Source organism: Bacillus infantis NRRL B-14911 (genome assembly GCF_000473245.1).
Lineage (GTDB): Bacteria > Bacillota > Bacilli > Bacillales > Cytobacillaceae > Bacillus_AB > Bacillus_AB infantis.
In genome coordinates this window covers 1,240,618-1,253,758 of sequence record NC_022524.1, presented here as the reverse complement: position 1 = coordinate 1,253,758, position 13,141 = coordinate 1,240,618, and the positions used below count along the sequence as shown (strand labels likewise).

15 protein-coding genes are annotated in these 13,141 nt (G+C 46.0%); 4 read left to right on the top strand and 11 right to left on the bottom strand.

Annotated features, from left to right (window positions below; all coding sequences use genetic code 11):
* Positions 1–434 precede the first annotated feature (434 nt).
* Positions 435–1,691 carry a DUF5068 domain-containing protein gene (locus tag N288_RS06525; RefSeq protein WP_022543581.1) on the bottom strand — a complete coding sequence of 419 codons (1,257 nt, stop codon included), beginning with the start codon at positions 1,689–1,691 and terminating at the stop codon, positions 435–437.
* 313 nt (positions 1,692–2,004) lie between these two features.
* Here N288_RS06525 and N288_RS06520 point away from each other — a divergent pair, with 313 nt between their 5' ends.
* Positions 2,005–2,517, top strand: a complete 513-nt coding sequence (locus N288_RS06520; protein WP_009793948.1) for an antibiotic biosynthesis monooxygenase family protein — start codon at positions 2,005–2,007, stop codon at positions 2,515–2,517.
* Between the two features lie 132 nt (positions 2,518–2,649).
* On the opposite strand, the gene N288_RS06515 is transcribed toward N288_RS06520, so the two are convergent.
* From N288_RS06515 to liaF, 3 genes are read right to left on the bottom strand one after another with little or no spacing between them, the layout of a single operon-like run.
* The gene (locus N288_RS06515) at positions 2,650–3,294 is read right to left on the bottom strand and encodes a response regulator transcription factor (protein WP_009793950.1); all 645 of its coding nucleotides are present in this window, start codon (positions 3,292–3,294) and stop codon (positions 2,650–2,652) included.
* A 1-nt stretch (position 3,295) separates the two neighbouring features.
* The gene (locus N288_RS06510; protein ID WP_009793951.1) at positions 3,296–4,333 is read right to left on the bottom strand and encodes a sensor histidine kinase; all 1,038 of its coding nucleotides are present in this window, start codon (positions 4,331–4,333) and stop codon (positions 3,296–3,298) included.
* 12 nt (positions 4,334–4,345) lie between these two features.
* On the bottom strand, positions 4,346–5,179 hold the full coding sequence (gene liaF / locus N288_RS06505; RefSeq protein WP_035402726.1) for a cell wall-active antibiotics response protein LiaF: 834 nt from the start codon (positions 5,177–5,179) through the stop codon (positions 4,346–4,348).
* Positions 5,180–5,397: 218 nt separating this feature from the next.
* Between liaF and N288_RS06500 the strand changes: the two genes are divergently transcribed.
* Positions 5,398–6,792, top strand: coding sequence for a hypothetical protein (locus N288_RS06500; RefSeq protein WP_009793954.1), 1,395 nt, complete (start codon positions 5,398–5,400; stop codon positions 6,790–6,792).
* Between the two features lie 49 nt (positions 6,793–6,841).
* On the opposite strand, the gene N288_RS06495 is transcribed toward N288_RS06500, so the two are convergent.
* A complete protein-coding gene (locus N288_RS06495; RefSeq protein ID WP_009793955.1) occupies positions 6,842–7,045 on the bottom strand; it encodes a YwbE family protein in 204 nt (67 codons plus the stop codon).
* 108 nt (positions 7,046–7,153) lie between these two features.
* On the opposite strand from N288_RS06495, the gene N288_RS06490 reads away from it, so the two are divergent.
* The gene (locus tag N288_RS06490) at positions 7,154–7,621 is read left to right on the top strand and encodes a hypothetical protein (RefSeq protein WP_009793956.1); all 468 of its coding nucleotides are present in this window, start codon (positions 7,154–7,156) and stop codon (positions 7,619–7,621) included.
* 39 nt (positions 7,622–7,660) lie between these two features.
* On the opposite strand, the gene N288_RS06485 is transcribed toward N288_RS06490, so the two are convergent.
* The 4 genes from N288_RS06485 to N288_RS06470 form a co-directional block, all read right to left on the bottom strand.
* Entirely contained in the window at positions 7,661–7,849 is a 189-nt protein-coding gene (locus N288_RS06485; RefSeq protein WP_022543577.1) for a hypothetical protein, read from the bottom strand.
* 42 nt (positions 7,850–7,891) lie between these two features.
* Positions 7,892–8,671, bottom strand: coding sequence for a divergent polysaccharide deacetylase family protein (locus N288_RS06480; RefSeq protein ID WP_009793958.1), 780 nt, complete (start codon positions 8,669–8,671; stop codon positions 7,892–7,894).
* Between the two features lie 165 nt (positions 8,672–8,836).
* Positions 8,837–9,502: a vWA domain-containing protein gene (locus N288_RS06475; protein ID WP_022543576.1), complete on the bottom strand. Its 666-nt coding sequence runs from the start codon at positions 9,500–9,502 to the stop codon at positions 8,837–8,839.
* Positions 9,503–9,554: 52 nt separating this feature from the next.
* Complete coding sequence (locus N288_RS06470) at positions 9,555–10,172, bottom strand: PH domain-containing protein (RefSeq protein ID WP_009793960.1); 618 nt, start codon at positions 10,170–10,172, stop codon at positions 9,555–9,557.
* Between the two features lie 150 nt (positions 10,173–10,322).
* Here N288_RS06470 and N288_RS06465 point away from each other — a divergent pair, with 150 nt between their 5' ends.
* Entirely contained in the window at positions 10,323–11,234 is a 912-nt protein-coding gene (locus tag N288_RS06465) for a VanW family protein (protein WP_009793961.1), read from the top strand.
* A gap of 28 nt (positions 11,235–11,262) precedes the next feature.
* On the opposite strand, the gene cls is transcribed toward N288_RS06465, so the two are convergent.
* Entirely contained in the window at positions 11,263–12,774 is a 1,512-nt protein-coding gene (gene cls / locus N288_RS06460; protein ID WP_022543574.1) for a cardiolipin synthase, read from the bottom strand.
* Positions 12,775–12,915: 141 nt separating this feature from the next.
* Positions 12,916–13,071 (bottom strand): hypothetical protein, encoded by a 156-nt coding sequence (locus N288_RS25065; protein WP_009793963.1) that lies wholly within the window; start codon positions 13,069–13,071, stop codon positions 12,916–12,918.
* Positions 13,072–13,141 lie beyond the last annotated feature (70 nt).

Genomic DNA, 13,141 nt, shown 5'->3' with positions numbered 1-13,141 from the left:
CATTTCTATTTTTAAATGGGGTGTTGATCTCCGTTCCAGGCACTTCGCTTTCCGCGGGGCGGAGTTGAGCCTCCTCGCCGCAAGCGGCTGTGGGGTCTCAACTCTTCCGCTGCAATCCCGCAGGAGTCTTCGTGCCTTGCACTCCAATCAACAGGTTTTTAAATTCGAATGGCAGTACAACCCTGAAAACTTTAACATTCAATTACCATTTTAGAACTCCATCGGAGCAGGTCAATTAATACCTTATAGTTTTATATTTCGTAAAAAACGTTAACGTAAAGTTGGCTTTTCATGACATTGCTTTATTCAATTCTATTATTAGGGTTATTTCCTTTAATTCATTGATTTTGCAAAGGAAAAAACAAACCAAAAAAGGCACGGAACCCTAACATTCCGTACCCCCTCTGGTCTGAAAAATACTGCCTTCATGTAATTTATCTCGGCAGTGTAAATTCAGCTGTTCTTCCTTTGAATGCTTTTGTGCCGTCTTCGTTATAGAAAGGGCCGAATTCCAGATCAAACTTTTTGTATATTTCGAATTCATCTTTCCTGAATAGAAAGACATGAAGCTTTTCTCCCTGTGCACCTGCCTCGATGGCCTTTGGTTCACGGGGTTCAACCATGCCCTGTGACAGAATTCTGGCGCGGTTGTCATCCACTGAAAGGATGGAACCTATATTCCAGATGCTGACCGGCTCTGAAGACTGATTGTCAATATTAAATTTGACTGTCAGAGCCACAATGCCGCTGTCGCCAAAATTTGTAAAGCGCGGCTTATTGGCCTCTGTCGGGGTGATTTCTGTATACTGAACCCCTTCAAGTGTTACATTCACATCACCGATTTTTTGTGCTTCGCCAATTCCTTCTTTTTCGAAAATCATTTTCTTATCTGCCATATTATCGGTTGTCAGCTGATCCTGGTAGAAGGATGGCTCGCTTGCCATGGCCTCCTTCTGTTCAACACTGTAAGCAAAATCAAAGACTGCATTCCCCTGGATGGAACCTTTGAACTGGTCGTTGTCTGCAGCTCCGCCTTCAATGATGTACTTCGGCTTTACAGTCGAAAGCTTATCAAATTCGGCATTTGTCAGGGTGAATGATATCAGCCCTGTTATCTTTTCCCCGGCTGCGAATTTCCCTGTTTCTGACTCTTTTTTCGATTTGACCTTGTCTGCATCAAGGATAAAGGTTGGGTCTGATGGGTACCAGTCCAGCTCATGTGATGTCTGGATACGGTGCATATTGTTGTAATACATTGCTTTATCAGTGCCATTATCCACTGTAACCTTTGCCGTAATCACATACCCGTCGATCTCATCATTAAACGGGATGGTGACATCCTCGTGCATATCTGTCACTTTGACGATCTGATATTCATCCACAGAAACTTTGAAGCCTTTCATATCATGGACAAAGCCAGGATCTGTGTTCGTATAGATGACTTCAACCTCGCCCTCTGATTCATCTGCAATATTTGGGTTGAGCAGCTCTCCTTCTGCACTTGTTCCATCAGCCGTTTCTTCAGCTTCTTCCGACTCATCAGTTTCTTCCTCTGCGGCAGCATGATCTGTTTCTTCAGCTTCAACCTTCTTTTCCGGCTCTTTACCGTTTGAAGCTTTTTCATCATTCCCGCATGCCGATAGTAAAAGCATTAGAGCCAAGAGTGCTGTCCATAAAACATTTTTCTTCACGTTTTTACACAACCTTTTTTTGGATTATTTTCCCTTCGCCATTATAAATCACGAAATGATAGATTTCCCTGTTTAATAGATAAAAAGGAAAAAATAAGGAAATACTCCCATCAATAAGCAGGCAGAGGCAGGAGGATGCACACAGATACAGCAGCCTCCGAATAGGAAAATACCACCAATAGTTCCTGGATAAACCAAAATTTTGAAATAAACTTCTATCCGGCAGCTAAGAGCTCTGATTGGGAATCGGCATGCGGAGAAGCTATAATGAGGGAGAGCGCTAACATACAAAGAGAATCTTGAGGTGATATGGATGAGGATTTATATGACGAACGGCACTTTTGATTTTTTAAAAATAGTACAAAATAAGAACAGCGCAGAGAAAATGGTGCTGATGCAGGATGCGGACAATGCACTGCTCCTCCACGAAACCGAGGGAAAAACTTTATTTAACGAACCGCGGAGCTATGAAGTGCTGGATTCAACAGGTTCACTCGAAAGCCGCGGTTTTATTGTCATGAATAATATCCCCGTAACAGAAGAAGGAAGGCCCTTATTCGAATACCGATTTAAAAACAGGGCTGGGGCGGTTGAAAACGAGCCTGGCTTTATCAGCATCCGGGTACTTCGCCCGCTTTCCAGTGATACGTATGTCATTCTCACCCAATGGGAGAGCGAAAAGGATTTCAAAAATTGGCAGGATTCCAAAGCCTATGAAAAGGCACACGAAAAACGGGGAACAGATCAAGGCATCGATGTCCAGCGTCCAAATATCTTTGCACGCCCATCCTTTGTAACAACTTATTATATCCCTGAAGCAGATTGATCATTACTATCATAAGTGGCCGGAAGATGCGGAAGCCCGCATTTTCCGGCCTTTTCTTCGGGTTGCAGCTGAAAAAAAAGAACCTGAAGAAATTAACGCCAGATTCTTTCATTCGCCCTATGCAAAATCCCTTCAGGCTTTAGGTCCTTGTTTAATGAGGCCGTTTTGATGGGCATACACAGCTGCCTGGGTGCGGTCGGAAACGGACAGCTTGCTGAGTATGTTGCTGACATGTGTTTTCACCGTTTTTATCCCTATAAAGAGCTGATTGCTGATTTCCTGGTTGGTCATCCCTTCGCCGATGCACAGAAGGACCTCCAGCTCCCTTTCCGTCAGTTCCTCGTGGGGCTTTTTCTCCCTGCCGCGAAGGCGGCCCATCATTTTGGTGGCGACCTTCGGCTCGATTACCGGCTCCCCTCTTGCAGCCTTCAGGATGCAGTCAAGCACTTCATCCGCCGTTGCTGTTTTCAGCATATAGCTGAATGCACCGGCCTCTATTGCAGGAAAGACCTGCTCATCATCATAAAAACTTGTAATAATGATGATCTTGCACTGGGGATAGCTTTTCAATATTTCTTTTGTTGCTTCAATGCCGCTTCCGTTTTCCATTAAAAGATCCATAAGGACGACATCTGGCCTTTCCTTCAGCACGAGGGCAGCTCCCTCATGCCCGCTGGAAGCTTCCCCTACTATTTCTATTTCCGGTTCAGTCAAAAGATACGAGATGATTCCCTTCCTGACCATTTCATGGTCATCCACAACTGCGATCCTGATCACTTTATTCCCTCCCTTTCAGCGGTATCCGTATTTCAATATAAGTCCCTTCTCCCTGTTTGGACCGGATATTGAAAATCCCGCCGATTTCCTCGCATCTTTCCCGCATGGTTTTCAATCCATACGAGGCAACCCTTTCAATATGAGGGTCAAATCCCTTTCCGTCATCTCCAATAAATAAATATGTATAATCTTCCTTTTCTGTAAGGGTCAGCTTTATCTTTGATGCATCGGCATGCCTGAGAATATTAGAAAGTGCCTCCTGGACAACTCTGAACAAATGCTCTTCTGCTGCTTTGGAGAGCTCGATTTCATCTATGCTGGCCTGAAAATCGATGGTAGTCTTCCCGCGCAATTCGTGTATCAGCTTGATAATCCCGTCACACAAGGTATCATCGCTCAGCTGGATCGGCCTTAAATGGAGAAGGAGAGCCCTCATTTCCCCCTGTGCTTTGGCGGCTATACCGGAAATTTCCTTGAGCTGCTTCTTTGCTTTTTCAGAATCTCTGTCAAAGACCTTCAGTGCGGCAGATGACATCATGCTAAGAGCAAACAGCTGCTGGCTCACAACATCATGGAGATCCCTTGCCAGGCGCTGCCTTTCCTCCATAACTGCTGCAGCATGGGCCGACTGGGCCAGGGATGAACGTTCTTCAGCAAGCCGTTGGACCGAGTGGACCTGCTCCTGGATATAGTCAGCCAAACCATCAAGCTCCTCTGCAATAAGCCCGATTTCATCGTTTTCATAAGAAGATATCCTTCCTGCCAGCTTGCCGGACCGCAGATTGGACACTGCAACCAGGATATCTCCAAGCCTTCCCTTGATTAAGTAACTGCCTTTAATGCCAAAATAGCCTCCGGCAGCCAGCAGGATCAGCAGGCAATAGATAAAGAGCCAGAAAGAGATTGAAATGGTGAGGACCGGTTCATCGGCAAAGAATAAATAAATCTGGATCCCGACAAAGAAGGTGAGCGAGCTGATCAGCGCCATCATAATAAAGCTCTGGATAAACCAATACCTGATTCCGAACATTTTTTTCATCAGCAGTATCTCCTATACATGATCAATTCGAATGGAGCCGACTTTGAGCTGGATCGTTATATTCAACTTTCTTGCCGCATCATCGTATCCCGGGGATTTATAATAAAGTTTGCGGTTAAGGTCTTCTGATTTCAGATCGAAAATGCGGATATCCCCGATATTGATATCGGAGTGAACCATAATCGGGACATCCTCAGGGATAATCATCTTAACATCGCCGACCCATCCCTTGACTGAAATAGGCGTTTCCTTCTCCGGGATATACGCCTTGCTGAAGTCTATAAAATAATCACCGACCGTATTATACAGATCCAAAGGTTCTACAGACCAATTTGCGTTTTTAAAGCTGACGTCGCCTATAGAGAATCCTCTGATATTTGCTAATGGGGCATGCCGCGATCCCTTTTTGATCCTGATGATTTTTTCCTCGCCCAGATCCTTTTCGCTTTCTTCTATCCCATCATATTTCTTAGCTGGAAACTCTGTTTCAACATGCACTTTAATATGCTCTTTCCTTACGAGAAGCGAGAATCCAAGGTATACGATGGCGAGCGGCCAAAGCTTCCACACATCCCAAAAAGAAAACTGGATCAGTCCGAATCTGTCAGAGGCCAGCAGCCCGGAGAAAACAAGCAAAAATCCGGCAAAAACTTTGCCCCCTTTTTTTCTGGCCAATGTAGAGATCAGCAGAATTAGGCTATAGCCGAACATCACAAAAGGATATACTGTGACAAAAAACTTCTTTATTTCCAAGGAAATGACACCTATATTTACAAGAAGCAGCAGGACACCTGCAGCCAGAAGGCATAATGCAAACATCATTTGATTGACTGATCGATAACGCAATTGGCTCCCCTTCTTTCTTTCTCTATAAATATTCGCTGCAGAAAATGCTTTTCCCTGCAATCCCATTTTATCAGTCTTCCATCAATCTTTAACTGCCTCTGGAATGCTTTTCCCTCCGCCTTGAGGCGGATGTGTGCCATGCACATCGCCCAGAACTGAACATAATCTATAGTACGCTTGAAGGCCATGGCCCAAGCATACTATAGGAGGGATATAAAATGGCGATTGATTTAACTGTCCTTCATGCTATCTATGTTTTCTTCATTGTACTCATCATCGGTTTTATGATAGCGAAACGGGATACTGCCCTTGTGTGCATAGCCGGGATCTTCCTGATTGCCATCACAAGCACCGGCTCCCTGAGCACCTCAGTCAGCAGTGTGTTCAATAGCTTTATATACGCGATAACCGAGCTTCTTTCTACCATTCTCGTCATCTCCATCATCGTCGCCATGAGCAGGGTCCTTGCTGCTGCGGGGGTAAGCGATGCGATGATAGCGCCCTTCTCCAGGATGATCAAAGGTCCGGCAGGCGCTTATTGGACGATCGGCATTGTTATGATGGTGATATCCTGGTTCTTTTGGCCATCACCAGCAGTTGCCCTTCTTGGAGCAGTCCTTCTGCCGGCAGCTCTGAAGGCAGGACTTCCTGCCCTGGGAGCAGCTATGGCCATGAACCTCTTCGGGCACGGAATTGCCCTGTCAGGCGACTTCATCATCCAGGCAGCCCCTAAATTGACGGCAGACGCTGCCGGGCTTCCAGCAGGGGAAGTAATAGCTGCCAGCATTCCCCTTGTAGCCGTAATGGGGATTGTCACAGTTGCTGCTGCCTTTTTCTTTTTGAAAAGGGATATGAAAAAGGGCCTCCTGCTGCCGGCCTCTCCCCCTGATCAAAGGAATGAGGCTGAATCAGGAGAGCCCGGGCTTCTTTCAAGGAGCCAAAGGGGATTTTTTGCAGTCCTTATCCCTGTTTTATTCGCTTTAGATGTAGCAGCTATGTTCTTGCTTGACCTGCAGGGCGGCGATGCGACAGCACTTGTAGGCGGGACATCGATTTTTATTCTGCTGGTGATCACCTTGGCAAGCCACAAAAATAAAGGACTGGAGAAAACAACCTCCTATATGATTGAGGGATTTCAATTTGGCTTCAAGGTCTTCGGGCCTGTCATCCCTATCGCAGCTTTCTTTTACCTTGGAGATTCCGGCTTTACAAGCATAATCGGCGACTATTTGCCGGGGGGGTCACAGGGCATCGTCAATGATCTCGGGGTTGCTCTGGCAGGAGCAGTCCCGCTGAGCAAGGAAGTGGCAGCTGTTACGCTCACTGTTACCGGTGCAATCACCGGTCTGGATGGTTCCGGCTTTTCCGGCATCTCCCTGGCAGGCTCTGTCGCCAGCCTTTTTGCTTCAGCCATCGGTGCCGGTGCAGCAACTTTGACAGCCCTGGGACAGGTTGCTGCCATCTGGGTTGGCGGCGGGACGCTCGTGCCCTGGGCGCTCATCCCTGCAGCAGCCATCTGCAATGTGGATCCTTTTGAGCTTGCAAGGAGGAATCTCCTGCCTGTCATCATTGGGCTTGCAGCCACTACAATTGTCGCCATGTTCCTAATATAAGTGTGAACGGGAGAGCAAAAAAAAGAGGCAGCTGCCATCAGCTGCCCCTCTATTTTTTTATGATTTCTGCCACTCTGCCCACTTGGCCGTCTGTCAGCCTCACCTTGATTCCATGCGGGTGGAAAGAAGAATTGGTCAGAAGATCCTTAATGATCCCCCTTGTCCTTGCCCCTGACCGCTGGTCCTTCTTTAAGATGATATCCGCTTCCATTCCAGGCTTAACATGCTCACGATATTTGCCGGTGTCAGACATGCAATCAGCTCCTTTTCCTTTGGCGCCATCAGGCGCGCTTTTTGTTCTTCTATTCTAATGGTATAATAGGCAGAACACAAAATTAACACCTTATCCATTGGAGGAAACATGCTTACTTTTGAAGAAAAATTAGCGATCATCGAGTCATTTCCCGAGCTTGAGAGAAAAGACGTCTCTCTTGGAAGAGTCAACTTCCATTATGAAGAAAGCGCAATAGACAAGAAAAATGTGGTTTACCATCTGCATCCTAACGGCAATGGCTTTGTTTTTGCAGAATATGTACAGAGTTATTCGCCTGACAGCAAAGGCATGGTGAACATCAGGGATTTCTCTGAATCCGAGCTTCGGGATATCATTGCAAAATCGATCCAGTCCCTCTCCGCCCATGATGCAGAAGAAGCCCAGCCTGCTGCAAGGCTGGAAGAAACGTGGAGCAGCCGGAGCGGCGAGACCCTTGTCCTCATAGAGGAAGATGAAATGTGGAATGTATATGCCGGCCTGAACCTGGACGCCGCTTTTCTATCTTATCGGGAAGCAAAAGAATATCTTGAAGAAGAAGGATTTAAACGGAGCTAAAACTGAGAGGCAGCCTTATTGGGCTGCCTCTTTGTTTTCTTAAAAATTGCCATTCTGATTTTCCGGGCGGCTGTTATGGAGATGGGATTCAATATAGACCCTTTCTGAAGAAGAAACATGCTGTTCATTATGTTCGGGGTCTGTATGCTGGATTCCCTTCCTCCGATAGATAACATCAACCAGCACCCCGAATCCAAGGAGCCCGCCTAAAATGATGAGCCATAACATGATTATCACCCTTTCCACCTGCCTCATTTTGTCCAGTGGCTTTTAATAGAATGGATAATACTCTTTTCGGATCTCACTTGAAATGATCTCTGATACAGGGGCGATTCTGATGCCTTTCTCTTCAAAATACCCCTTTTCCTGAAGGATCCCTGCCGAACAGACCTTGCCAGTCACACCGACATGCCCGATTGCGATCCCTCTGCCCTGCTGCTCCGTGATCAGCGCCAGCTTCTTCATCTGCCGCCTGACATGGGAAACAGAAGAAATGTCATCAAGAAATACATCCCTTTTAATGAGCGGCACACCAAGCTCTTTTGCAATGATGGGAAATTTTGATTCAGGGCTTGTGCCGCTGTCCACAATATAAAGCTTCCGTTCTTTCGCAATTTTTACGATTTCCCTTACTATCCCTTCATCTTCCACTGCCCGCGATCCCATATGATTATTGAGGCCCTTTGCATAGGGAACGCTGTCAATGGCTTCATTGACCCTTTTCCTGACTTCTTCAGAAGACAGATTTGTTGTGATCGGTTTGGGCCCGAGCCATGATTTCTTTCCCCTTTTAGGCTCCATTGGCAGATGGACCATGACTTCAAATCCATTTTCATGCGCCCATTCAGCATGCTGTGCTGTCTGATCTGTAAATGGCATCACTGCTGCTGTAATCGGGATATCGCCTTCAAGGAAATCTTTTACGCCTCCGATGCCTCCTCCAAAATCATCTATGATGATAGCAGCTTTCCTTTCTTCCTGCTGGGTTTCGGCACTGGCAGATGAGGCAAAGAAAGAACATAAGATAAGCAATACGGCAATCTTTTTCATATTTCCTCCTGCTGATCGTTGTTCCTCTTACATTCCCCTGCGTGACAGGCGTTCATTCATGGCTCATGCCGGTTTTTAGTTACTAATTGTATATACGATTTGAGTCGATAAAAGTTTCAATATTCAGAAAAAAATACTAAAAAGCCTGGCTTCTGCCAGGCTGCTTTATTTAAGTACGCCCTTTTCCCGCGCTTCTTTAATCCATGATGGAAATTCATCAAGAAGATGGTCATACAATTCTTCATCGCTTACCTGCTCGATATCTTTAAAATGATAAAAATTCGCGTTATCAATATAGCGGCCTTCCATTGTATCCAATTTTTCCAGCACGTCGAAATTTGCATCGCCAATACCGACAAACTGCCAGAAAATAGGCTTGCCTGCCGATTTTACAATCGGTTTCTTGATCGTCTTTTTGCAGCCGCCATCATTGATAAAGACAATGAACGCAGGATCGCTGCTCGGATCTTCCAGTGTGTATTTGCTGATGACATCCTCCATGACAGGAGGTTCGTCATTGCGCCCGAATTTATGGATTAGATCGTTATTCAGGATATACTGATTAACATAGCCTTCAAAGTCCCTTTCTGTCACCGGCTTCAGCCTTGAGAACTCATTGTCATATACCCAGATATCGAGCATGCCGTCATCATCAAATTGGCTCGCAACGGCTAAGATCCGCTCCACTACTTTTTGTACCGTGCCGTTCCGGTACAAGGTGCGCATCGATCCTGAAATGTCTAAAACCAGGCCGACCCTCGCCTTGACATGTGACAACTTTTTCTTTTCCAGCACGACCCCGGCTGTTTTCTTCATCAAAGATATACTCATGCTACGCATCTCCCCGCTATGAATAAATTCTTATACTGCAACGAACCGGTCCTCAATTATTAATGAATTTTTCAAAAACATATCCAAAATCTTTTACATGGTATTTTTTCCTGCTGTTCATCAGCCAGTTAAAAGCGGTTTCGTTCAGCACCCTGAAATCATCCGTCAGGCTTCCTTCCCTTGCCCCTGCAGCCCTGCCCAATGTTGCAGAAGCTACTTCAATGCTCTTTTTGGCAAACTCCATCGAATGCTCATTTTCCGCACAAATTTCGGAGATTTTTATCAAGGCTTTATACAGGTCTTTCAGTTCTTCAATGAAGCGTTTATGTACATCTATGGAGAAAGCGGCAGAGCCTATCACAAATTTGATCTCTACATCCATGTCGACTGTCCCTGCTGTTTCCAGGAATACATTTGAAATTTGATGCTCCCTGAAGCTGTATCTCTTCAGGACTCTCTTCTTGCTCATCGCGCTTGTCCCATCTAAATGGATGACTGCTTTGTTTGTAAAGCAATATTCATCAGATTTGGATTTAATCAAAAAATAGATTTTTTCATTATCTTCATGCATCACATAATCATCAGCATCGACCTTATCATAGTCAGCCGGCGAGATGACACTGCCAATATCACTGATCCCCAGCACATCTGAAGCCACCCTTTTGAACATATTTCTGCCTCCCTGAATAGTAAGATTCTTTTTTATAATCAGATTTATATTAGCATATACCGGAATTTTCTTCACTCTTTGAGGTGTACAGCCATTCTTCTGTATTACATGAAATTCAGGAGGCTTGCCCATACTATTTCAGGGAGGTGCATGATGAAGCTGTTATTATTTTTCGGCCTTATGGCAGCAGCTGGAGGAATTGGAACGGAACAGTTATCTGTGCTGCAGGAAGGCAAGGATGCAATAAAAGTCCAGAAAGAAGAATTCTCTGCCAATATACCCGGCCTGCCGCTGGCAGATGAAGATAAATTTAAAGCATTCCAGGCTAAAATGAACAGCCTGGCTTATAAAGAGCCGCAGGATGCCAGGATAGGCCCGGGAGAAAGAATCATCCCTGAAAAACCCGGAAGCAAATTGAATCAGGATTTATTTTCAGCGCGTTTTTATACTACTTACTACCAGTCAGGTTCAGGGAGCATTGAACTGCCTCTTCTCCCGATTTATCCAAGGGTCGACAGTGAGCTCATTCTATCTGTTAAAGCACGCCAGATCGGCCAATATGTGACCTATTTCAACTCCCATAATAAGGCCAGAACACAGAATATCAGGCTCGCGGCCGGATCGATAGACAGCATTGTTGTATTTCCCGGAGAAGTATTTTCATTTAATGAAACAGTCGGCAAGAGGACGGCAGCCAAGGGATATCTCCCAGCTCCGGTAATTGTCAGGGGAGAACTGTCCGAGGGGATCGGTGGCGGGATATGCCAGGTATCTTCAACCCTTTATAATGCTGTCGATAATGCCGGAACAAGCATCATCCAAAGATATTCCCACAGCAAGCGCGTGCCGTATGTCCCTTCAGGCAGAGATGCAACCGTAAGCTGGTACGGACCGGATTTCACCTTTAAAAACACTTATAACCAGCCCATCCTGATCCGCGCGCAGGTATATGGAGGAACACTTGCCATCAGGGTCTTTTCTTCGGATGCCATCAAATATGAACCGCGGAACGTCCCAGGCGCAGCAAAGTTCAGCGAAGAAGATGAGAAAGCTGCTGACTGAACAAATGCCAGTCAGCAGCGCAAATGGATTAGAGCACTCCGGAAAACAGTCTGGAGAAGGACTCTTTCGTCCTCTCCCAGAGTCCGCGTTTATAATATTGTACAGGTGTTATCCGTACACTATCCCTCATATCTTCTTCGAAATGCGCTGACAGATCCCTGATTGAGCTGCAGCCAAGCAGGAAGACATTGACCTCGAAATTCAGGTGAAAGCTTCTCATATCCATATTCGCTGTTCCCACAGAAGCCATATTTCCATCTGCGATGATGATTTTCTGATGGAGAAAACCTTTTTGGTAAGAGTAGACTTCAACTCCATATTTAAGTAGCTCGGAAAAATAGGACCTGCTTGCATACTGGGTGAGAAAGCTGTCATTCTTTTCCGGAACCATGATCCTTACCTCCACCCCTTTTGCTGCAGCCACCCGCAGCGCAGTCCTGATTGCTTCGTTCGGGACGAAATAAGGCGTGGCAATCCAAATCGACCTTTCTGCACTGGTGATCATCGAATAAAAGAAATCTCCCATGATTCCCTGCTGTGTATCAGGCCCGCTGGCAACCACCTGTATCGCCCCATTGATTTCATCCTCATCGGCTGGCCTTTCACTGACCGAATATTTGTCAAGGACCTGTTCCCGGCTGACATACTCCCAGTCCAGAAGGAAGACTGTATGCAGTGTGTATACGGCCTCACCTTCCAGCACCATATGGGTGTCGCGCCAGAACCCCATCGCTTCATCCTCGCCGAGATATTCAATCCCGACATTGAGCCCGCCGACAAAGCCGGTCTCCCCGTCGATCACGACGATTTTTCGATGGTTCCTGAAATTGATTTTCTGATTGAAGAAGCCGAATTTCAAAGGCAGGAAGCAATGAACCTTGATGCCCGCTTCCTCCATCCTTTTAATTTCATTCACAGCCATCTTCATGCTGCCGGCAGCGTCATACATGAAAAGGACCTCGACTCCTGCTTCAGCCTTCTCAATGAGGATATCAATGATCTCTTTGCCGAGCCTATCCGAGCGGAAGATATAGTATTGTATATGGATGAATTTTTTTGCTTTCTTCAGCCTTGCCTTCAGCTCTTCAAACGTTTCTTCGCCATTTTTCAGCATCTCAGCCCTGGATGAGGTGCTGATGGGGGTCATGCTGGCATTCGCAGCAAACCTGGCAAAGTTCTGCTGGTTATCCTGCAGAAATGTAAGGTCCGGTGAATCTTTCCGCTTCATCATCCTTTTCCACTGCTCTCTGTCATTGCTCCTTTTTGTGCGGAAAAGATATCCTTTCAGATAAAGCTGCCCTGAATATAAGTAGAACATATAGCCTGCCACCGGAATGAAGATCAGGACATAAATCCAGAGGAGCGTATGGTGGGAAGTGCGGTTTTCAAGAATCAGCGAGTAGATGCTCACCAGTATAATAAAAGCATACAGCCCTGCGCAGGCGAGCTTCCAGAAGTAGCCTGCACCGGTAAAGAACAGGACATACAGGGAAGCAGCCAATATAAGCAAAAAGACAAATTCTATTCTCTGTTTTTTCATACGATCATTCTCCATGTCTATAGAAAGTTTCCTTTTGTATACCCTTTGTGCCTTGAGAGGGAAACCTGGCTTGGTCTGCACCAGGTACGAAAAAAAACGGGCTGTGCCCAGTGGCATGCCCGCTTGCTTTATTCTCCCGAACTATTTTCTCATATTCTCCTGATCTTTCAGCCTGTTCTGCTGGTCAGGCTTCCTTCCCTCTTTAAGCTTGTCAGGCGCTTCCCCGCCGGAATGCTGCTTTCGTTCATATTCAAGCAGGCTTTCCTGGTTCTGGCCATCCTTGTTATTTTCAGGCATGAGCTGTCCCTCCTAACGGTGTTTTTATCCTTATTCCCGAAAAGAGGCTTGGGAAACGCCTATTTGATCA

Bases quoted from the DNA above. Each gene is read 5' to 3' on its own strand.
- N288_RS06470 (WP_009793960.1), bottom strand. From the start codon at position 10,172: ATGTTCAAAAGGGTGGCTTCAGATGTGCTGGGGATCAGTGATATTGGC.
- N288_RS06500 (WP_009793954.1), top strand. From the start codon at position 5,398: ATGGCGATTGATTTAACTGTCCTTCATGCTATCTATGTTTTCTTCATT.
- N288_RS06520 (WP_009793948.1), top strand. From the start codon at position 2,005: ATGAGGATTTATATGACGAACGGCACTTTTGATTTTTTAAAAATAGTA.
- N288_RS06495 (WP_009793955.1), bottom strand. From the start codon at position 7,045: ATGTCTGACACCGGCAAATATCGTGAGCATGTTAAGCCTGGAATGGAA.
- cls (WP_022543574.1), bottom strand. From the start codon at position 12,774: ATGAAAAAACAGAGAATAGAATTTGTCTTTTTGCTTATATTGGCTGCT.
- N288_RS06510 (WP_009793951.1), bottom strand. From the start codon at position 4,333: ATGAAAAAAATGTTCGGAATCAGGTATTGGTTTATCCAGAGCTTTATT.
- N288_RS06480 (WP_009793958.1), bottom strand. From the start codon at position 8,671: ATGAAAAAGATTGCCGTATTGCTTATCTTATGTTCTTTCTTTGCCTCA.
- N288_RS25065 (WP_009793963.1), bottom strand. From the start codon at position 13,071: ATGCCTGAAAATAACAAGGATGGCCAGAACCAGGAAAGCCTGCTTGAA.
- N288_RS06485 (WP_022543577.1), bottom strand. From the start codon at position 7,849: ATGTTATGGCTCATCATTTTAGGCGGGCTCCTTGGATTCGGGGTGCTG.
- N288_RS06490 (WP_009793956.1), top strand. From the start codon at position 7,154: ATGCTTACTTTTGAAGAAAAATTAGCGATCATCGAGTCATTTCCCGAG.
- N288_RS06475 (WP_022543576.1), bottom strand. From the start codon at position 9,502: ATGAGTATATCTTTGATGAAGAAAACAGCCGGGGTCGTGCTGGAAAAG.
- N288_RS06465 (WP_009793961.1), top strand. From the start codon at position 10,323: ATGATGAAGCTGTTATTATTTTTCGGCCTTATGGCAGCAGCTGGAGGA.